The organism is Flavobacterium sp. R1_16 (genome assembly GCF_057652095.1).
Map to the genome: position 1 here is coordinate 287580 of NZ_JBYFCG010000002.1, position 21769 is coordinate 309348.

The 21769-nt window shown below is 33.7% G+C and carries 19 protein-coding genes; 15 read left to right on the forward strand and 4 right to left on the reverse strand.

Going from position 1 to position 21769, the window contains the following annotated elements:
- Positions 1-48 precede the first annotated feature (48 nt).
- The gene (locus tag AC23L6_RS05685; RefSeq protein ID WP_487560985.1) at positions 49-648 is read right to left on the reverse strand and encodes an NUDIX hydrolase; all 600 of its coding nucleotides are present in this window, start codon (positions 646-648) and stop codon (positions 49-51) included.
- 7 nt (positions 649-655) lie between these two features.
- On the opposite strand from AC23L6_RS05685, the gene pyrE reads away from it, so the two are divergent.
- The 5 genes from pyrE (at position 656) to AC23L6_RS05710 (ending at position 6882) form a co-directional block, all read left to right on the forward strand.
- Entirely contained in the window at positions 656-1303 is a 648-nt protein-coding gene (pyrE, locus tag AC23L6_RS05690) for an orotate phosphoribosyltransferase (protein ID WP_487560983.1), read from the forward strand.
- Positions 1304-1329: 26 nt separating this feature from the next.
- A complete protein-coding gene (locus AC23L6_RS05695) occupies positions 1330-1722 on the forward strand; it encodes an SRPBCC family protein (RefSeq protein ID WP_487560982.1) in 393 nt (130 codons plus the stop codon).
- 225 nt (positions 1723-1947) lie between these two features.
- A complete protein-coding gene (locus AC23L6_RS05700; RefSeq protein WP_487560981.1) occupies positions 1948-4362 on the forward strand; it encodes an ATP-binding cassette domain-containing protein in 2415 nt (804 codons plus the stop codon).
- Positions 4316-5545: an HlyD family secretion protein gene (locus AC23L6_RS05705; RefSeq protein WP_487560980.1), complete on the forward strand. Its 1230-nt coding sequence runs from the start codon at positions 4316-4318 to the stop codon at positions 5543-5545. Before AC23L6_RS05700 ends, AC23L6_RS05705 begins: the two co-directional genes overlap by 47 nt.
- An 8-nt stretch (positions 5546-5553) precedes the next feature.
- Positions 5554-6882: a TolC family protein gene (locus AC23L6_RS05710; RefSeq protein ID WP_487560979.1), complete on the forward strand. Its 1329-nt coding sequence runs from the start codon at positions 5554-5556 to the stop codon at positions 6880-6882.
- A gap of 2 nt (positions 6883-6884) precedes the next feature.
- On the opposite strand, the gene AC23L6_RS05715 is transcribed toward AC23L6_RS05710, so the two are convergent.
- The gene (locus tag AC23L6_RS05715; RefSeq protein WP_487560978.1) at positions 6885-7613 is read right to left on the reverse strand and encodes a biotin--[acetyl-CoA-carboxylase] ligase; all 729 of its coding nucleotides are present in this window, start codon (positions 7611-7613) and stop codon (positions 6885-6887) included.
- 94 nt (positions 7614-7707) lie between these two features.
- Here AC23L6_RS05715 and rsfS point away from each other — a divergent pair, with 94 nt between their 5' ends.
- From rsfS to AC23L6_RS05760, 9 genes are all read left to right on the forward strand, one after another.
- Positions 7708-8079, forward strand: coding sequence for a ribosome silencing factor (gene rsfS / locus AC23L6_RS05720; protein ID WP_487560977.1), 372 nt, complete (start codon positions 7708-7710; stop codon positions 8077-8079).
- Between the two features lie 15 nt (positions 8080-8094).
- Positions 8095-10026, forward strand: a complete 1932-nt coding sequence (ftsH, locus tag AC23L6_RS05725; RefSeq protein ID WP_487560976.1) for an ATP-dependent zinc metalloprotease FtsH — start codon at positions 8095-8097, stop codon at positions 10024-10026.
- A 109-nt stretch (positions 10027-10135) separates the two neighbouring features.
- Entirely contained in the window at positions 10136-10738 is a 603-nt protein-coding gene (locus AC23L6_RS05730) for a lactate utilization protein B/C (RefSeq protein ID WP_487560975.1), read from the forward strand.
- Between the two features lies 1 nt (position 10739).
- Positions 10740-11543: a phosphatidate cytidylyltransferase gene (locus tag AC23L6_RS05735; RefSeq protein ID WP_487560974.1), complete on the forward strand. Its 804-nt coding sequence runs from the start codon at positions 10740-10742 to the stop codon at positions 11541-11543.
- Positions 11533-12186 (forward strand): phosphatidylserine decarboxylase family protein, encoded by a 654-nt coding sequence (locus tag AC23L6_RS05740; protein ID WP_487560973.1) that lies wholly within the window; start codon positions 11533-11535, stop codon positions 12184-12186. Before AC23L6_RS05735 ends, AC23L6_RS05740 begins: the two co-directional genes overlap by 11 nt.
- Positions 12187-12456: an acyl-CoA-binding protein gene (locus AC23L6_RS05745; protein ID WP_487560972.1), complete on the forward strand. Its 270-nt coding sequence runs from the start codon at positions 12187-12189 to the stop codon at positions 12454-12456.
- A 13-nt stretch (positions 12457-12469) separates the two neighbouring features.
- The gene (locus AC23L6_RS05750) at positions 12470-13228 is read left to right on the forward strand and encodes a superoxide dismutase (RefSeq protein WP_487560971.1); all 759 of its coding nucleotides are present in this window, start codon (positions 12470-12472) and stop codon (positions 13226-13228) included.
- A 177-nt stretch (positions 13229-13405) separates the two neighbouring features.
- On the forward strand, positions 13406-13969 hold the full coding sequence (locus AC23L6_RS05755) for a Crp/Fnr family transcriptional regulator (protein WP_487560970.1): 564 nt from the start codon (positions 13406-13408) through the stop codon (positions 13967-13969).
- Positions 13970-14021: 52 nt separating this feature from the next.
- Positions 14022-15287: a glycosyltransferase gene (locus AC23L6_RS05760; RefSeq protein ID WP_487560968.1), complete on the forward strand. Its 1266-nt coding sequence runs from the start codon at positions 14022-14024 to the stop codon at positions 15285-15287.
- Between the two features lie 202 nt (positions 15288-15489).
- On the opposite strand, the gene AC23L6_RS05765 is transcribed toward AC23L6_RS05760, so the two are convergent.
- Together AC23L6_RS05765 and AC23L6_RS05770 are read right to left on the reverse strand one after the other, a co-directional pair.
- Positions 15490-18267 (reverse strand): alpha-amylase family glycosyl hydrolase, encoded by a 2778-nt coding sequence (locus AC23L6_RS05765; RefSeq protein WP_487560967.1) that lies wholly within the window; start codon positions 18265-18267, stop codon positions 15490-15492.
- Positions 18268-18385: 118 nt separating this feature from the next.
- The gene (locus tag AC23L6_RS05770) at positions 18386-21019 is read right to left on the reverse strand and encodes a valine--tRNA ligase (protein WP_487560966.1); all 2634 of its coding nucleotides are present in this window, start codon (positions 21017-21019) and stop codon (positions 18386-18388) included.
- 299 nt (positions 21020-21318) lie between these two features.
- Between AC23L6_RS05770 and AC23L6_RS05775 the strand changes: the two genes are divergently transcribed.
- The gene (locus AC23L6_RS05775; RefSeq protein ID WP_487560965.1) at positions 21319-21756 is read left to right on the forward strand and encodes a DUF1573 domain-containing protein; all 438 of its coding nucleotides are present in this window, start codon (positions 21319-21321) and stop codon (positions 21754-21756) included.
- Positions 21757-21769: the final 13 nt, after the last annotated feature.

A 21769-nucleotide genomic window follows, 5' to 3' on the forward strand; every position in this document is an offset into this window, starting at 1 on the left:
AAATAATGTGTTTTAGTTATAATATTAAGTAGTAGAAAATTAATCAACTTATACCACCTTTTCCTCTTCAAATAATAACTTTATATTTTCATAGGAATTGGTCAAGGCTTCTTTGATTTGTTCTGGATTGAGCCAGGCTACTTTTTCGATGCCTTCTTCGGCTTGGCCTACAGTAGTGCCCTCAAAATCGGAGGTCATTTCAAACCAATGGGTAATTTTTAGTTTGTACCTACCATTACGCTTGAAGATATGGTAGGTTTTTTGCAGTTTTTTGGTAACTTTTAGTTTATTCACTCCTGTCTCCTCCTCTACTTCGCGTAGGGCAGCATGAGACATTTTCTCGCCTTTGTTCTTTCCACCTTTGGGCAAATCCCATTTTCCGTTTCTGAAAATAAATAAAACTTCCCCTTTTTTATTGTAAACAAACCCTCCACCCGCTCGCTGAACAGGGATTTTTTCCTTCAATTTTTTAAAAATCACCTTTTCGTCTGGGTAATATAAATAACATTTTTTGATTTTATTGTTAAACATCTTAACTATAATCTTCTTAATATCAATACTTTCCAATAAAAAGAGTTGAAAATCGGTTTCTTTTACGATTTCATTAGTTAAAAAAAGCGGTTTATCGTTGACAAAAACTTTATACATTTGTATTATGATTTTTAATAAAGACACAGCCGAAAAAACAGCCGAGTTGCTTTTGCAAATAAATGCAATTAAATTGAATCCGAAAAATCCTTTTACATGGACTTCGGGTTGGAAGTCTCCTATTTATTGTGACAATAGGATGACACTGTCATTTCCTGCTATACGAAATTATATTCGAGAGGAGTTTTCTAAAAATATTGAAAAGCAATTTGGAAAACCTGATGTTATTGCTGGTGTAGCTACCGGAGCAATAGGAATTGGTATGCTGGTGGCGGAATATATGGGACTCCCGTTTGTGTATGTGCGTCCTGAACCAAAAAAACACGGAAGAGAAAACCAAGTGGAAGGTTTTCTGCAAAAAGGACAAAACGTAGTTGTAGTTGAAGATTTAATCAGTACGGGTAATAGTAGTTTACTTGCCGTTGATGCATTGAGAAGGTCTGGTGCTAATGTTAAGGGTATGGTCGCCATTTTTACCTATGGCTTTGATATTGCTGAAGAAAATTTTAAAAAATCTCACCTAGATGTTTTCACTTTGAGTAACTACGACAATTTACTCAATTTAGCAGTGAATAAAAAATACATTACAGAAAAAGAACTTGCTTTACTGAAAGAATGGAATCTTGCTCCAGACAGTTGGGGTGTTGAAGCTTAATTCTTTTACCTAATACATAACATATAATGAATCTAGAAAGTCCTAAGGTTACTATAGAAAAATCAGCTCAGTATCTATTTGATGCGCTGTCTGATGTAAAAAATTTTGAAACGCTAATGCCAGAATCAATTGCAAAGTTTGAAGTTCTTGGTGAGGATGCTTTCATTTTTGGTTTAAAAGGTATGCCTGAAATCAAATTGAAGATGAAGGAAAAAGTAGCTCCCAACAAAATTGTCTTAGGTGCTGCAAGCGATAAATTACCCTTTACGCTCACTGCTAACATTGACAGCGTTTCTGAAAACACATCAGCTGTACAACTTTTTTTTGAAGGCGAATTCAATCCTATGATGGCCATGATGATAAAAGGTCCTATTGGAAAATTTATTGAAACTCTGGCAGGGAATATGAACAAGCTGTAAAACAGTATTTTGTAAATCAATGAACTATAGTCTTTTAGTAAAAACTGAAAGACTTTTTTTGTACCTTAAAATTAAAAAAAATGTCATTTTAACGAGTTTTCAGGTTAGTTATAGAGAAATTTAGTGGGATTAATTAAATATGAGTACTATTGTTCTGTAATAATTAGCAAACAATTAAATAACATTATGTTAATGTTTAATTGGATTAGATAAACCCCCAAATCTATGCCAAAAACCGACCCACAATTGAAAAGTAACGACTGCGGAATTAGTGCAGTTAAGACCATTTTCAACATTTATGAAAAAGATATTTCTCGAAAATATATCGAGGAAAATATCCCCGTTGAAGAAAAAGGTACCCGAATAGCAGATTTAAAAGACTTTCTGAATGCAAATGGCTTTAATGCTCAATTCAAACTGCTAGATGTTAATTACATCAACGGAAACGAAGCTCATTTGAATGACTTATTTCCTTTCATCATTCCAATTCAAAACAAAAGAGGATTACATTATGTAGTCATCAATGAATTAAAAAATAAAAGATTTAAAGTATATGATCCTAGCAAAGGAAGTCAATACTATTTATCACTTCAAGAAATTAAAAAGCTCTCTCATTTTGTAAAAAACAATTGGGATTTAGCTGAAACTGAAGACAAAATTCTCGCTATCTGTTCCCAAGATTTAAAAGAGTACAACATTAATTTTGATGTTGCTCTTGTAAACAATGGTCATGCAACACTTTTTAATAAACTTACTTATTTTAAATACCTTAAAGAAAGTTTTGGATTTAAAAATAGTGAGGCTGAGAGAAACTTCCTTGATGATTTATTAAAAAACCAAGAGATTTCAAGTGTTCCAACTAGCTTTAAGAGCCTTGAACTTGAAAAAGGAAAAATTAAAAACAATTCTCCTCTTATCCTTGTTGTAAAATCAGACCAAGAAAAAGAAGAAACCGTAAACTATCCTCAGGAAGAAAACAGAAGTTTGTACTGGAAACTGTTCAAGCAATTGGGTGAGTACAAAAAATTGTGGTACATCTATATTTTTGCGGCACTTTTCTCTGCAACAACTGCTCAGATTGCCGTATTTACCAATCAGATATTAATTGACAACGTTTTACCTACTTACAATTTAAATACTTTAGTATTATTTGCCATTGGATTAGGTATTTATAAGATATTCGACATTTTTACTACCCTGTATAAAAATTTCGTGAGTATCCACTTGGGTAATGCTCTAGACCGTTATTTCTTATTTTCATTTGATGATAAAATCAATAATTCGTCACTTTCATACATCCATTCCTATAAAAAAGGAGATTTGATGGAGCGTGTGAGCGATTCGATGAAATTGAAAACCTTCTTCATGAAGTTTTTCACAGGAATTTTGGTGGACATCATCGTATCGATTTACTCTTTGTGTATTTTATTTTTCATTGATAAAATGCTAACGCTTATTGTTGTTGCGGTAATGGTGTTGTTCTTTTTGTGGTTCAAATTTATAACCCCTTACTTGAAACAAAACGAAAGATTGCGTTATATTCGAAAAGCCGATTTTATCTCTAAAATGATGGAAAAAGTAGATGGAATTCAAGTAATCAAAAGTTTTAAAATTGAGCGCTTCCATTCTAATAAAATCTACAATAGCATCAATGGCTATTTGAAAATACAACTTCGTAATGGTTATGTAGATTTAATTAACAAGTTGGTTGTTGCTGTTATTGTAATTGTTTTTTCCGTTTTGATTATGGTGTTTCTGACAAAATCTGCTATTGAAACGCAAATCATTACTCTTGGTCAAATAGTTACTTTTATTGCATTATCGTCTAAGATTTTCTCATCGTTAAAAGGGATTCTTGACGACAACATGACGCTGCAGGAAAATGAAGTGATTTTGAAACGCTATTTGGACTTTGATGAACAAGCCAAAAAAGTGAATGGAAAAGGAATTAAAGATTTTAGTATTGATAAAATCGAATTCAAGAATATCAATTTTGGCTACTTGCCGAATGAAATGGTGCTGAAAAATATCAACCTAAAAATTAATAAGGGCGATAAAATCAAGGTTGAAGGTCAAAATGGTTCGGGTAAATCAACATTTAGTAAAATATTGACTACGTTGTATCATCCCCATTCGGGATCTATACTCATTAATGACAACGATAAAAAGTTCTACAATGAAGACCGAATGCGAGATAAAATATTACTAGTTACCAATGAAGATATTTTATTCAATGATACCATTCAAAACAATATTGCGCTAGGTAAGGATATTTCTATCGCCGACATTATTGAAATGGCAAAAAAAATCAACTTCTATGATTTCATCGCCTCAAAAGAAGATGGTTTGGATTTTATTATTAATGAGAACGGGAAAAATTTATCCACAGGACAACGTAAAAAAATACTTTTGTTACGTGCCTTATTTTCTAATGCCGAATTAGTAATACTCGACGAAGTACTCTCTGGAATGGATATCGAATCCAGAAACAAAGTAGAATCGTTAATTGATAATGATGCTACTAAAATCTACATTATCATTTCTCATGAACCTATAAACAACATTAACTTTTCCGATAAATATAAAATTACAAATGGAGAACTCAAACTTTTACAACACGAAGTCAATCAACTTTATTAAAATTCTAAACAAAATTTTAGTAGCGTTTCTGGTTATTTCCATTATTTTAATCTTTACACTCAACATTAACGATACCGTAAGCTTCAAAGAAGGACAGATTTTTTCAGATACCCCTCAGCTCAAAATTAATGCTCCTAATGAAGTACGAGTTATAAAAGTATTGGTAAAAGAAGGTCAAGAAGTACAAAAAGGAGATACCTTATTTGTTTTAGAGAACAAAAAGACCAAATCAGACTATGATGTATTAAACACCGATGTTGCTTCTATGGAACATAAAATAGATATCATTAATAAACTGATTGAGAATACTTTAGATAGAAAAAAATCGTTAATTCAATTGTTAAATATTCAGTCTAGAATCTATTCTACTGACCGTAAAAAAACGGCTATGGAGATTAGTTCATTGAACAACAAAATCAATCTTTCGTCTCAACAAACATCTATTCTAACAGATAAATTCAAAACGGATTCTATTTTGTATGCCAAAGGCGCCATTTCGAGATATGAAATGACCGATACCAAAAATAGAAATCTAGACGACAAAAAAGTGCAGGTTGACATTAAGTCGAATTATAGTGTTAAAAATTATGATTTTGAAAATCTACACAATAATTACAGCCGAACAAAAAATGACTTAAAACGCAATATCATTGATGTAGACAATCAAATTCAGAATTACCGTAGAGATGTTTTAGAACTTCAAACGATGATTAAAGATGGTAAATATAATCTGAATTACATTGGAGACGAATTGAAAAAATTAATCATTATTTCTCCAATACATGGCACTATTTCCAATCTTTTTAATGCGAGACAAAATGTTGAAATTGCCAATAAAAATGACTTATTAACCATAATTGCTCCTAAAAAAGAGAACTTCTATGCTAAGGTGATTCTGGATGAAAAAGACCTTACCTATATCAAAAATGGGCAAGAAATTAATTTGAAATTAGACGCCTATAATTACTATCGATTTGGAGCGATTAAGGGAAACATTACCTATGTATCGCCTTCAGATGTTGACAGAACCTTTTACTGTCTTGCTGATATCAAGAAATATAATCCTAATATTCAACTGAAAGCAGGATATAAGCTCAAAGGAGAGGTTATTATTGAGAAAATGAAACTTTTTCAATACATCATCAAAAAATTATTTAATAAAATTGATAATAGCACTCATTAATACATCTTATGAAAAAAAATGTCCTACTCATTATACTTTTCATTTTTTCAAACACCCTATTTGCACAGGATGCGCTAACATTTGGTGACTGCTTGAATCTAGCCTTAAAAAATAATTTATTACTAAAAAGCGCATTAAATGATGAAAAAATAGCATCATACCAATACAAATCCAGTTATGGAAAACTGTTGCCCAATGTATATGGTGAAGCCGAAAATAGAAATTCTTGGGGTAGAGAAATTGACCAAAACACCAACCAGTTTGTCAATCAAGATTTAAAAATTTATTCTGGAAGAGTTAATGCTGTATTCAATTTATTCTCAGGATTTTCAACCATCAACACGATAAAATCGACTAAAGAAGAGCTGAAAATTCAAAGAATCAATATCAAAAAAGTACAAAACGAAATTAGTATTGACTTGGCTCAAAAATTCATCACCATACTCTACTTACAAGAAATAATAGCTGCCAATAAAGAACAAATACAATCCAGTGAAAAACAATTGGAACTGGCTATTCTAAAATTCAATTCTGGTGTTGTTGCTGAAAGTGAAGTATTTAAAATAAAATCCCAAAAAGCCAGAGAAGAATTAAATTTAATAACGAATGAAAATCATTTGGTAGATAATCTTATCAGTATCAAACAATTGATGAACATTCCGTTAGAAAAAGAAATTACTTTGATTAGCCCTACTACAGATATCAATAAAAACAAACTCTTGGATGAAAATCCTTATTCTTTGACAAAAAAAGCGATTGAGATTAATCCCAATTACAACATGAGTGTTTTGAGAGAAAGTAAGGCTCGAACCAACCTTTCTTTAGCTCGCTCTTCACTCTATCCAACCTTAAGTTTACGATTTCTGGCGGGCTCAAATTATACTGATAATTACTTTGACAAAGGAGTTTTTATATCCAATGATGATCAAATAGATCTCAACTATTCTAGAGGTTTACGATTGAACTTAATTATACCTATTTTCAGTCAGATGACTAATTTCTCTAAAATAAAGACGAGTAAATTGAACTACAAACAATCAAAATTAGATACTCAAATTACTCAAAATAATTTGTCTAAAGAAGTTTTGAAAGCCATAGCAGATACCAAAACGGCAATAAAGAAAAATGAATCTTCATCCTTGGGTTTCGAATTTTCAAGAAAAAGTTACGAAGCAGACGCCTTAAAATTTGAATTGGGAAAAATTAACATCACCGAACTCAATGTAACCAAGGTAGCCTATAACAATGCACAAGCTGAATTGATTCAATCTAAATATGAATTATTGTTTAATAACGCTCTGATTAACTTCTATTTAGGCGACGAATTCAAACTGTAAACTTAATACAAAAGTTGAATTTCTTTGAGGTCAAATTCTGCAATGGTATTATCCTCTAAAAGAATTTGAAGTTTACCAATAGAGGAAACACCTTGAATGATTCCCATGAAGTTTTGACCATTAGCATCTTGGAATGGCATTGGAATTCCTTTTTTAAAGAGCATGTCTGTATAACTTTGCCACATCAAATCGGATTGCTTTTGCCAAGACAAACTATTTTTCTTCATCTTATCTACTATCAATAAAAGAAGCTCTTCTTTGTCAAAAAAACGATTGGTTACAGCTGCTAATGAAGATGCTCTGGGCAAATGTTCAAAATTAGTCTGATTGCAATTCAGCCCCAAACCCACTACTGAAAAAATGGTTCCATCATTCTTGATACTATTTTCAATTAAAATGCCACCAATTTTTTTGGTGTCTGACATAATGTCGTTTGGCCATTTGATGCTTAATTTTGGTATGCTGTATTGCTGCAATACTTGGATTACCGACAGAGAAACAATACAATTTAAATTAAAAATCTGATTGATATCTGTGATAAAATCCGTAATCAAGACACTCATTATTAAGTTTTTACCAGTTTCCGATTCCCAAACAGCACCCATTTGCCCTTTTCCTTTAGTTTGGTTTTCTGCGGTAATAACAGTGTAATTTTCAAGCTGTTGCTCATTCAAAAACCGTTTCAAAAATTCATTTGTAGAATCTATGGCATCGAGTTTGATTACATTCATAATAAATAATTTGTGAAACAGAATTTAATGTTATGTTAAGGTTCAAAAATAATCACAAAAAGTGGTAACTTTGCAAACTTAGACAAAAAAATAGATGACAAAAAAGGCAATAAATAATGATGTTCTTCTGGCCAACATCATCAAAGGAATTGAGGAAGTAAAAGGAAATGATATTGACATTTTAGATTTAAGAGAAATAGATAATTCTTCATGTGATTACTTCATAATTTGCAACGGAAATTCAAATACGCAGGTTAACGCAATTGTTAACTCAGTTCAAAAAACAGTATCAAAAGCAATCAAAGACAAACCTTGGCACGTAGAAGGAACCGATAATGCCGAATGGGTATTAATGGACTATGTGAATATTGTTGTACATGTTTTTCAAAAACATATCAGAGAATATTACAACATTGAAGGTCTTTGGGGCGATGCAAAAATCACTACAATTCAAAACAAATATTAAAAGAAATCATTTATAATGGCTAACGAGAGTAAACCCAATCCAAATAAGCTTAAAATTCCTTCATGGTTGATATATGTAGGAATCGTATTGATATTTTTATTAATCAGTGTTTTTTCTGGCGGTTCTAGTTTTCAAGAAGCGGCGAAAACTACTTCATCAAAATTTAATACCTTTTTAGAAAAAGGAGAAGTCCAAAAAGTAATTGTTTACAACAAATCTGAAGCTGAAGTTTATTTAACTCCAAATGCTTTAAAAGAACCCTATCATAAAGCTGTTGCCAAAGATTTATTGAATCGCCCGAATACAAAAGGGCCTCATTATGTTTTTGATATTGGAAACGACGAAATTTTTCAAAACAAACTTGAAAACGCTGTAAAAGAAGGAAAATTAAAAGATTATAATTTTCTACCCAAAAACAATTGGTCGGACATCATTATAAGTTTATTGCCTATACTGATTATCGTAGGTATTTGGATTTTCATCATGAGACGAATGAGCGGTGGTGCTGCAGGCGGTGGTGGACAGATTTTTAATATTGGAAAATCAAAAGCCCGACTTTTTGATGAAAAAACAGATATAAAAACAACCTTCAAAGATGTTGCTGGTCTTGAAGGAGCCAAAGAAGAAATTCAAGAAATTGTAGAGTTTCTTAAAAACCCAGAGAAATATACCAATTTAGGAGGTAAAATACCAAAAGGAGCCTTACTTGTTGGTCCTCCGGGAACTGGAAAAACATTACTTGCCAAAGCCGTTGCTGGTGAAGCTCAGGTTCCGTTTTTCTCCCTATCGGGTTCAGATTTTGTGGAAATGTTCGTAGGTGTTGGAGCTTCTCGTGTTAGAGATTTGTTCAAACAAGCCAAAGAAAAATCACCTGCTATTATTTTCATAGATGAAATTGATGCTGTAGGTCGTGCTAGAGGAAAAAACAACATCTCTGGAGGAAATGACGAACGTGAAAATACGCTAAACCAATTACTGACTGAAATGGATGGTTTTGGAACCAATTCTAATGTGATTGTTCTTGCAGCTACCAACAGAGCAGACGTATTGGATAAAGCCTTAATGCGTGCTGGACGTTTTGACAGACAAATTTTTGTTGATTTACCAGATATTAGAGAGCGTAAAGAAATATTTGAAGTGCATTTGACTCCTTTGAAAAAAGTAGAAGGATTAGACACCGACTTCCTTGCCAAACAAACTCCAGGTTTTTCAGGAGCTGACATCGCTAATGTATGTAATGAAGCTGCACTAATTGCTGCAAGAAATAACAAAACAGCAGTTGACAAACAAGATTTCCTTGATGCTGTTGACCGTATAGTAGGTGGATTAGAAAAGAAAAACAAAATTGTCACTCCCGACGAAAAGAAAGCCATTGCCATTCATGAAGCTGGACATGCTACTGTTAGCTGGATGTTGGAACATGCTGCACCATTAGTAAAAGTAACTATTGTTCCTCGTGGTCAAAGTTTAGGTGCCGCATGGTATTTACCTGAAGAGCGATTGATTGTGAGACCTGACCAAATGCTGGATGAAATGTGTGCTACTATGGGAGGACGAGCAGCTGAAAAAGTCATTTTCAATCGAATTTCAACAGGTGCTTTGAGTGATTTAGAGAAAGTTACGAAACAAGCCAGAGCCATGGTTACCATTTATGGTTTGAACGACAAAATAGGAAACGTAACCTATTACGATTCAACAGGACAAAGCGAGTATAGTTTTTCAAAACCGTATTCCGAGGAAACTGCAATGCTAATTGACAAAGAAATATCGACTCTAATTGAAAGTCAATACCAAAGAGCGATACAAATTCTCGAAGAGAACAAAGACAAATTAAATCAACTTGCCGATATTTTGATAGAAAAAGAAGTCATTTTCAAGGATGATTTAGAGGAAATCTTCGGTAAGCGTAATTTCGATCTCAATTTACAAGAAGAAACTTCTTTGTAATCAAAAATTACAATAATTTTAAAAAATCTTAATTCAAAAATGCTTTTGAATTAAGATTTTTTTATCTTTGGATGTTTTCAAAAACAAATTAATCGTTTCAATAAAAAATATGAGTCTTTTCAGAAAATTTTTTGGTTCTGGCAATGATTCCTCCGAAGAGGAAAAAATCAGTGAATTCAATAGTTTACAAGCCAATCTATCGGCTCCTGTGGACGAAAAATTTACTTTCAACTTCAAAAAGAACGGAGGTAAATTTTTATATTGTGAAAACCTTACTGAACTTAAAGAACAATTTGAAAACATACTAGAAGAAAACGACTGGTTTGAAAAAGAAGCAGTGTGCTACGAGCCTAAGCTTTTCAGCATGCTTGAAGAAAACAAATTATCCTATATCAAACCTAGCAACCCAAAATTTTTGTTAGCCAGCTGTGAAAATTTGATTGCCGACGAAGGTTCAATTCTTTTTTCTTCAAATCAAATCAAGCAAAATAAACCCAACGATTTACCTGTAAACATTGTTGTTATTGCTACCACAAGTCAAATTATCGAAAGTAAAAGTGATGGACTTCGGGTAATTAAAAAGAAATACGACAAAGATTATCCTACTAATATTACTACCATAAAATATTTTGAGAAAGCCAAAGAAGAAGACTTCCTACAATACGGAAGTGCGCCAAAAAATCTTTATTTGTTGCTTTTAGAAGATCTCTAAGATGAACGAAACGCTCAAGAGATCCTTATCAGGTGCTGTTTATGTAATTCTATTGCTGACTTCGATTCGATTTTCTGCCGAAAGTTTTTTTATTTTATTTGGAATCTTTCTACTACTTGCTGTTGTTGAATTCTGTGAATTGGTTCAACTTCAAAAAATACTTCCAATAGGTATCGCTTTGCTACTGTTTGGATTATTTTATAAGGTTCGATTCAACAGAACCTATGATTTGATACTCCTTGGCATTACTCTATTTGTATCTGTAAAATCAATTGCATTTCTTTTTAGTCAAAGAAATTTTCCTGTCGATTTTCTGTCTAAGTATGTCTATCTTTTAGGATACATTATCTTTCCTTTTATTATAATAACCAAACTACCCTTTGGAATTCAAGGCTACAATCCTAAAATTATTATCAGCGTCTTTTTACTTATTTGGACTAATGATACCTTTGCCTATCTTGTTGGAAAATCCATTGGTAAACATAAATTATTTGAACGTATTTCACCAAAAAAAACAATTGAGGGTTTTCTTGGCGGAGTCGTTTTTGCTGTAATAGTCAGCTTTCTCATTTCTAAATTTTACATTGAAGGTGCAACAAATATTTGGATTGGAATCGCTTTTATAGTAGGCATTTTTGGAACCATTGGCGATTTAATTGAATCTAAATTCAAACGAATTGCTGGCGTTAAAGACAGTGGGAAAATTATGCCTGGTCATGGAGGTATTTTAGATCGGTTAGATAGTGTTATATTTGTAGCACCATTTATATATTTATTCTATCAAATTTTATATTATGTTTCATAAAGAAGGCGGAAAAATAATCCTTATTGCGACCACTTTAACTGTGGTATTTTTACTGTTAGCAGATAATTTTATTACCCTATTTTGGTTACAAAAAGCGGTTGAAATTACAGTCTTGTTTCTGCTTATCATGATTCTTCAATTTTTTAGAAATCCGAAAAGAGAGGTTGCCATAAACGACCATCACATCATTGCACCAGTAGACGGAAAAGTGGTCGTAATTGAAGAAGTTTTTGAAGCAGAATATTTCAAAGACAAAAGGCTACAAGTGTCCATTTTCATGTCGCCTATCAACGTTCATGTGACACGCTATCCGGTAAACGGAAAAGTAAAATACAGCAAATACCATCCTGGTAAATACCTCGTGGCTTGGCACCCAAAAGCGAGTACCGAAAACGAAAGAACAACAATTGTGGTGGAAAATAGAATTTTTGGTGACATCTTATACCGTCAGATTGCTGGAGCACTAGCCAAACGTATCGTAAATTATGCCGAGGAAGGTACACAAGTAATTCAGGGAACCGATGCTGGGTTTATAAAATTTGGTTCAAGAGTAGATTTATTTTTACCTTTGGGCACTGAAATTAATGTGAAATTGAACGAAAAAGCGGTGGGAGGAAAAACCATTATCGCTATAAAATCCTAAATGACACCAAAAGATTTAGATACTCGTTTTGAAGAAGCGCTGGCTATAGCTGAGGAAATGACACAGGCTTCCTTGCCTCAAGACGTTCAGTTGCGACTGTATGCTTACTACAAACAAGCTACTTTTGGGAATTTAAGTCTAAAACAATCTTCATCAAATCATATCCGAGATGCTTTCAAGACCAATGCATGGATGCAAATTAGCCATCTCACTGCAGACGAAGCAAAAGAATGTTACATTGAAATGATTCATTCCCTTGTTAAAAAATAAACTTTTTATGAAAATGAAACAGCTCCTACTCCTAGTTGTATTTACACTTGTGTTGCTTTCATGTAATGATAAAAAACTAACCGAAGTGGTTGAAGTACCACTGCCCACTGCCGAGGAAAAAATGACCATTGGTGTACCCGATGATGTAAAAGCGGATGAAGGTGCCTTTGAAATGCTAAAACTACCGTATTCCTATGAAGCCTTGTCACCACATATTGATGCCTTGACCATGGAAATGCATTACTCCAAACATTATCTTACCTACACTAACAATTTGAACAAAGTGATTGCTGGAACTGAAATGGAAAATATGACCATTGAAGACATCCTGAAAAAACTAGACGTTAGCAATGCCGATTTACGAAACAATGCTGGTGGTTATTACAATCACAGTCTTTTTTGGGAATGTATGGCTCCTAAAGCGGGTGGACAGCCTAAAGACACTTTGGCTACAGCTATTACTAGAGATTTTGGTTCTTTTGAGATTTTTAAAACCCAATTTGAAGATGCCGCGACCAAGCAGTTTGGCTCTGGTTGGGCTTGGCTAGTTACCGACAAAGCAGGAAAATTACAAATTACCAGCACGCAAAACCAAGACAATCCTTTAATGCCCAATGCCACGATTAAAGGAACTCCTATCCTAGCGCTCGACGTTTGGGAACACGCCTACTATTTGAACTACCAATACAAACGAAAAAAATATATTGAGGCGTTTTTTAATATTATTAATTGGACCAAAGTCAACGAGAAATATGAAGAAGCCATAAAATAATGTGTTGTTGAACGCTATACCCTAAAAGTCTCCATCTGAGGCTTTTTTTGTTATATTTGGAAATGAAAATGCGAATGTAATTAAGTACAAATGATTATAAATAATTTTACATATTTGAAAAAGGAACATTTGCCAATTTATAAGTTATGTGCCATATTACAACAACGCAGCAAACCAATGAACATTTTTATTAAATATTTAACTAGCATTTCAAAATTAAGTGAATCGGCTATTCATGACATCAATGAATATTTATCAGTTGAAGAAGTGCCTAAAAAGCAAATTTTCGTTCCAGAACTCTCTGCTTCCCAAAAATTATATTTCATAAAAAAAGGTATAGTTAGAGCCTTTTTTTATCATGATGGCAAAGAAATAACCGATTGGTTTGGTATGGAGAATATGATAATTGGTGCGACGGTTAGAAATTTTCCTGTTAAAAATACTCGCCACAGTATAGAAACATTAGAAGATACAGAGTTAGTTAGTGTTTCATTTAATGATTTGGAAAAACTTTATCAAAAACATCACGACATTGAGAGATTAGGTCGTTTAGTTGCAATTAATACAATCTTATTCCTTCAACATAAAATTGACACTCAACAATTATTTTCGGCAAAAGAAAGATATAATGAGTTCGTATATAGATATCCCAATTTGATTAATAGAGTTCCATTAGGATATATAGCCTCATATCTTGGAATGAATCAGGTAACATTAAGCAGAATCCGAAAACAATATTAATTTTTTAGTTTATGCTAAAAAGAAAGTGTAGTATTATTGATTCCTTTGTGACATGAATATAGGAATATTTACATACGGAACTCGTGGCGACTTACAACCATATGTTGCATTAGCTCTTGGACTTATTGACAAAGGACACAAGGTAACAATCTCAGCAACAGAAGACTTTAAAGCATTTGTAGAAGGTTTTGGTGTGCCATTTCAACCTCTTTGGGGAAATGCAGAAACGATGATGAACTCAACAGAAGGACGAAGCATTTTACAAACAGAAAACGCTATAAAGTTGATGAAATATTATTTCAAAGTGCTTCACGACAACAGAGAACCATTGAGAAAAAGTTACTTCGAAGCTATTTCAAAAGTTGATTTCATTATTGCCAACTCGATGACGCTACCAATTGTAAGTGCCATTGCAGAAAAGCAGAATAAGAAAGTGGCATTAACTTATTTTATGCCACCTGTTGTTCCAACAAAAGAATTTCCATTGGGCGACTTTGATTTTTTCAATTTCTCTTGGTACAATAAACTGACCTATAAAATTGCACAAGGTTTCTTTTGGAAATTTATCAAACAAGATACCAATGAATATAGACAAGAACTTGGTTTACCTATTTTAAAAGAAAATTTGGTTACCTATCTTGACAAACAAAAAATATTGGACTTGTATTGCATTAGTCAATCATTAATTCCACAGCCAAAAGACTGGGAAAGCCATCATAAAATCACGGGTTTTATAAACATTCCTAAACATAAAAGAGACGAACATTTTTTGGACATAATACCAACTGAACTTACAGAATGGTTAGAGCAAGGCGACAAGCCAATTTATATAGGTTTTGGAAGTAATGGAGTTGGTAATACTGAAAAGTTTATTAAAATATTGACAGAAATTTTAGAACAGACAAATGAACGCATTTTGTTTTGCACAGGTTGGTCGCAGTTCAACAACTTACCCAGAAATAAAAATCTATTCATTACAAAATATGTAAATCACGAAACTATTTTACCAAAATGTAAGGTTGGAGTTTTTCACGGAGGAGCAGGAACTTTGGCTACGATGTTAAGACACAATTTGCCAGTAATCATTGTTTCGTTTTATACAGACCAACCAACTTGGGGAAAAATAGTTGAACGCAAGAAATTAGGTGTTCATATACCTGTTAAAACTTTATCAGCTGACAAACTAATCTCAGCTATTCAAAAAGTTCAAGCAAAGGAAACAGAAAATAATGTTTCAATAGTTGGACAACAAATCAGGAACGAAAACGGACTTGACAATGCAATAATTGAAATTGAAAAATACTTTAATGACATATAAAAATACGGCACATAAAAGCAGTTTGGCTCAATGGCGGGTGACGTGGTTAATTGAACATTCTACCTCGCATCAGCTTTTGTGGTGTATTGACAGTTTCGTGCTCCGAAATCCGCCACTGTGCCAAGCGCCATAACGTTACTAAATCAAAAAAGGCAAGATTCAAAAATCTTACCTCTTTTAAAACTATATCGAAAAGATATGCTTATTTCTTCCAGAACTTTACCGTTTTGGTTTTGTTGTTATTGAATGTAACATGCAACAAATACAATCCTGTGGATACTCCAGTCAAATCCACTTTTTTATCATTTAGTTTCGGTGAAAAGTTACTTCCGTTCATTCCAATCACTTGAATAGTTCTAATGGATTCTTTGGTGTCAATTGTCATGATGTCATCGACCAACGTTGGGTAGGCAGAGAAAGAAATGCTATCTGCTGGGAATTCGTCAGTTCCAAGGGTAAAACCTGTGTACGAAGTGGGAACTTCAGGCAATGCATAACGTGTGGCAGTATAAATTTTTAATTCCCCTGGTTGCAAGTTCACATTCGTTCCTGCTGCAATCGAAGTACTTCCGTTAGCCATATAATCAAACCAATTGTTCCCCGCTGGTAAACTAATTGAAACAGCACCTGTGTAAGTTGTACCATCCGTAGGAGCATTAAAATTACCTACTACAAAAACACGCTCGTTTCCAGAACCCCAAATCACACTTCTTGCAGCTTTACCTGAGCCTAAATCAGAACTTGTTGGATTACCAGAAAAAACATTGGGTAAAATACGTGTTCGCAATTGAATTAATTGTCCGATTTTTTGGTAGGAATTCATTCGAGTAGCATTGGTATACCAATTCAAACTTTCAGGAATGGGTTTTGGGTCGGTTCTATTCCCTGCTGCACCTGCTGCATTGCTAAAAATACTATAATCATAAGCCAATTCTTGGAACATCCACATCATGTGTGAACCATTTAATAATACATTAAAAGCAGTATTCAATGGTGCTCTATTGCTGAAACCAGCAGCTGTTTTTATTGTAGCTCCATTACCAAAAGTTTTGGCTTTATACATATTTCTTTCTTCATCGTGACTCTCACAATAGGATAAAAATCCGTCTTGATTAGAGCTATTCAAATCGTCTCCATCTCTCAACCAACCCATGGCGGTTTGCTCATAACTCTTGGTATTGTTGATATGACACATCATACCAAAATTTACATAATTTTCGCGTTCGCCACTAGTGTACTCCCAGTGTTCCAGAATAAAGTAGGCATTTGGATTACCAGCTTTTACACCATTGTTAAAGTAATCAAACATGATTTCAGTACGGTTTCCACAGTCAGAGCCACAAAAACCATGAGAAATATCCATACGATAGCCATCTACTTTGTACTCATCAATCCAATACTTCAATGCTCTCTTGAACATGTAACGTGTTTGAGTAAAATTATGATCGTAATCCTGATTCACACTAGAACCGTGAGGAGCTATTTGGTTGAACCAAGGATTGTTAGTAGCAATTGAAGTAGTACCCCAATACATTTTAGCCTGTGGTGCAGCACCTGTAGCATGATTAAAAACCATATCTAAGATTACTGCTATTCCTCGTTTATGGCATTCGTCAATTAACTTTTTCAAATCATTTTCAGTTCCATAGGATTTATCAACAGAAAAATAATGCGTTGGATTGTAACCCCAACTAATATTTCCTTCAAACTCAGTCACTGGCATAATTTGAATGGCATTCACTCCTAGATTTTGAAGATAATTTAATCTGTCAGTAATAGCGTTGAAAGTGCGTAATGCTGAAAAATCATTTACCCATAATTCATAAATTACTAGATTATCTTTGTTGGGCTTCACAAAATTCAATGTTTGAGAACTCCAATTGAATTTAGCTTTATTAGTTTGCAATACTGATACATACCCATCTCCTTGAGTGGGATATGTTTTTAAGTTTGGATAGCGTTGTTTGGGTTCCCATTGGTCATCTGGGTGCAACACTTTCTCTGAATAAGGATCACTTATTTTTACTAATTTACTACCTATTTTAACAGCATACTGAAAAGCATATTCTACACCAGACTGCAAGCCTGTGAGTTCAATCCACCAATATCCCGTATCGCCATCTCTTTTTAACTGATACGCATTTGATATCGCCCAATTATTGAAATCTCCAACCACAAAAACATTATCAGGCAAGACATTACTTTTGTCTTTAGCATACAAACACAAATGAGCTTTGGTATTATCCTCTGCATTATAAGTAATTCCATCTACTAAACCAGAAGGCCTTGGAACATTTTGAGGGCTAGAAATAATAGCCACTGAACGGGTATCAGTTGCTGTTTTAGTTCCAGAAGTCGCCTCAACTGTGTATACGTAATCGCCAGTAGCACTCAAAACTTCACTATGCGAAATCGTTGTAGCATTTGAAGCTGTTTGAACTGTTACTCCATTCTTTTTAATAACTAAATTAGAAGCGCTGGTAGCATCTGCAGAAAAATTTACAGTACTCCCAGAGTTTACAGCTCCTGATGAAGATGAAGGTGAAAACTTAACACTCAACTCTCCTGCTGGAGCAATTGTGATAAAGAAATCCCCACCCGATGCTGTCTTTCCTTCCTTTGTTCCTCCTGGCCCATCATTAAACACCATTGACAACTCTTGATATTTTCCAGGACAACTCGTGAAATAATTGTACATGTTGTCTATAGTCAATACCCATTTGGTTCCGTCTTTCACCAGTTTGTGTTTGGCCAATCCACTTCTCCAAGTTGGAGCACATTGCCATTTTGTTCCTCCAATGGTAACTCCAATATGTGCATAACAGTTGGTTGCCGTAGCCATTGCTCCACCAGCTGGGTCATAGGTTATCGTAATTATTCCTGTGTAGTCATCTGTAATAATGGCCGGTACTGTAGTTACCGTTTGAGCTGATAGTGTAAAACAAAAAGCAAACGACAGAAAAAGAAAAAGTTTTTTCATTAGTTAATAATTTGGTTTATAGATAATTATAGAATACGAACCTAAAATTAAAAAATAAAGATGGAATGGATACTTTTTTTGCAATTGATTAACAAATGATGAATCACGGAAAGTAAAATTATTTTAATCCTGCCAGACTCTGCTCAATAGTTGCAATTTTTGCTAATGCATCAGCTTGCTTTTGTCTTTCAATATTCAAAACCTTTTCAGGAGCACCATTTACAAATTTTTCGTTGGAAAGCTTTGCTTCTACTGACTTTAAAAATCCTTTTGTATATTCTAACTCCTCTGTCAATTTAGCTATTTCATCCTCAATATTTATAGCGCCAGAAATAGGTATAAAATATTCATTTGATTTGATTCGAAATGATAAAGCCCCATCTAATTTTTCTGAAATGTACTCTAAAGAGGATAAATTTCCAAGCTTGATAATTACTCTATCGAAATAGGTTGAAAACTTTTCGTTATTAACTACCTTTAATTCAATCGAATCCTTGAATGGGATGTTCTTATCTTTTCTAATCGTTCTAATTCCAGAAATGACATCGATTACATTTTCAAAATCGGTAATTATCGTTTGATTGAATGACTTTAATTCTGGCCATTGAGAAATAATCAAGGCTTCATTAGGAGTTCTCTCTGTGATAATTTGCCATATTTCCTCCGTTAAAAATGGCATAAAAGGATGCAATAGCTTTAGATTACTTTCAAGCATTTCGATAGCTTTATCAAAAGTAGCTCTATCAATTGGCTGTTGGTACCCTGGTTTTATCATTTCTAAAAACCAAGAACAGAAGTCGTCCCATACCAATTTATAAATGCTCATCAAAGCATCAGAAATTCTGTATTTTTCGAAATTGTCTTCAATTTCAAGAAGCGTTTGTTGCAACTTGGCTTCGTACCATTCTATAGCCACTTTCGAAGATTCGGGCTGCAGAATAGCATCTGAAACTTCCCAGCCTTTTATCAATCGGAAAGCATTCCATATTTTATTGGAAAAAGCTTTCCCTTGCGAACATAGTTCTTCATCAAACATAATGTCATTTCCAGCAGAAGCACTCAAAAGCAATCCCACACGAACACCGTCGGCTCCAAACTTGTCGATTAAATCTAGAGGGTCTGGAGAATTTCCGAGAGACTTTGACATTTTTCTTCTTTGTTTATCACGAACTAATCCCGTTAAATATACATTGGTAAATGGTTTTTTACCTGTGTATTCATAACCCGCAATAATCATTCGAGCCACCCAGAAAAATAGAATATCGGGACCAGTCACCAAATCATTTGTTGGATAGTAGTATTTAAAATCTTCACTTTCGGGATTCATAATTCCACCAAAAACTGCCATTGGCCAGAGCCATGATGAAAACCATGTATCGAGTGCATCCTCATCCTGACGAAGGTCAGAGGTTAGAAGTTGGAAGTTAGAAGTTTTTTTTTTGGCTAAAGCCAATGCCTCTTCGATAGTTTCGGCAACAACAAAATCTTCTTTTCCATCTCCATAATAATAGGCTGGAATTTGCTGTCCCCACCAGAGTTGTCTGGAAATGTTCCAATCGCGAATATTTTCCAACCAATGTCTATAGGTATTATCAAATCGTTTTGGGTGAAGTTTTATATCTCCATCAACTAAAACCGATTGAATAGCTGGTTTTACCAAGTCTTCCATTTTCAAAAACCATTGATCAGACAAACGTGGCTCGATTACAGCTTTTGTTCTTTCTGATCGACCTACTTTATTGTTGTGAATTTCAACCTTGGCTAAAGCGCCAATAGCTTCTAATTCTTTTTCAATTTCATTTCTTACCACAAAACGATCCTTGCCTTGATAATGTAAACCATAGCTATTGAGTGTAGCATCATCATTGAAAACATCAATGATTTCTAGATTGAATTTATCTCCAATTGCCTTGTCATTTGTATCGTGTGCAGGAGTCACTTTTAAACTTCCTGTACCAAATTCCCTATCAATATACTCATCAAAAACAATGGGTATTTCTCTATTACAAATAGGTACAATTGCTTTTTTTCCTTTCAGATGTTGGTATCTTTCATCTTCTGAGTGAAAACAAAGTCCAGTATCTCCAAAGATAGTTTCTGGTCTTGTGGTGGCAACAATCACGTATTCATCAGAATCCACAATTGCATACTTCAAATAAAATAATTTTCCTTGTTGTTCTTCGTAAATTACCTCTTCATCAGACAATGTAGTTTTAGCTTCAGGGTCCCAATTGACCATTCGGTAGCCACGATAGATATATCCTTTATTGTACAAATCGACAAAAGAGCGAATTACCGAAGCAGACATATCTGGATCCATAGTAAACTTAGTACGTTCCCAATCACAAGAGGCTCCCAATTTTTTTAATTGGTCTAAGATTACCCCACCGTATTTATCTGTCCATTCCCAAGCATGCTTTAAAAATTCTTCACGAGTTAAATCGTTTTTATTAATTCCTTCTGCTTTTAATTTGGCAACAACCTTAGCTTCGGTAGCAATAGAGGCGTGATCAGTACCAGGAACCCAACAGGCATTAAAACCTTTCAAACGGGCTCGACGTATTAGAACATCCTGAATGGTATTGTTAAGCATATGCCCCATGTGTAGTACTCCAGTAACATTAGGAGGAGGAATTACAATGGTATATGGTGTTCTATGATCTGGTGTAGAATGAAAATAATTATTTTTCATCCAGTAATCATACCATTTGTCTTCTATGTTTTTGGCGTCAAATTGTGCAGGAATTGTCATTTATCTTTAATTCTGTTATTTAAAATAATTTAATAAAATTGTTGTAGAAAATAAAAATTTCCAAAAATAGGAAAATTGAATATATGCTACAGGAATTATGAATACGGAATACCTAATTTTATGGACTTCAGATTAATGTATCTTAAGCAATGAAAAATTTCAAAAAAATGTTTTGGTATGTTTTTTGTACTCTTTGCAAAAGTAAAGAATTAGTTAATGTATAAAAAATTAAGAATTAATAATTTGTTCTTTGTACAAAAGAAAGTATTTTTACCTAACCTAAATAAAATTTAACCCAAATGAAAAAAATATTCTTGGTTCTACTTGTTAGTGTTTTCAGTAGCTCGGTTTTTGCTCAAGGTCCTAAAATCGAATTCAAAGAAGCTGATAATACGATTGATTATGGTAGAGTGGAAAAAAACAGCGATGATGGTGTTCGAAGTTTTGAGTTTACCAATACAGGTGACGCTCCATTGATTATCACTAATGCACAATCTACTTGTGGCTGTACCGTTCCCTCCTACCCAAAAGAGCCTATCATGCCAGGTAAAACTGGAAAAATTGAAGTAAAATACAATATGGGCGTCGGTCCTATCCGTAAAACAATTACTATAGAATCTAATGCCACTAATTATGAAGGTGGTAGAATTCCTCTAAAGATCAAAGGGGAAGTCTATGTTAAGGAAGCTGTCAACGTCCTAGAGAAGAAAAAAAGCTTACCTTCGATAGAAAACTAAACGATTAGAGCCT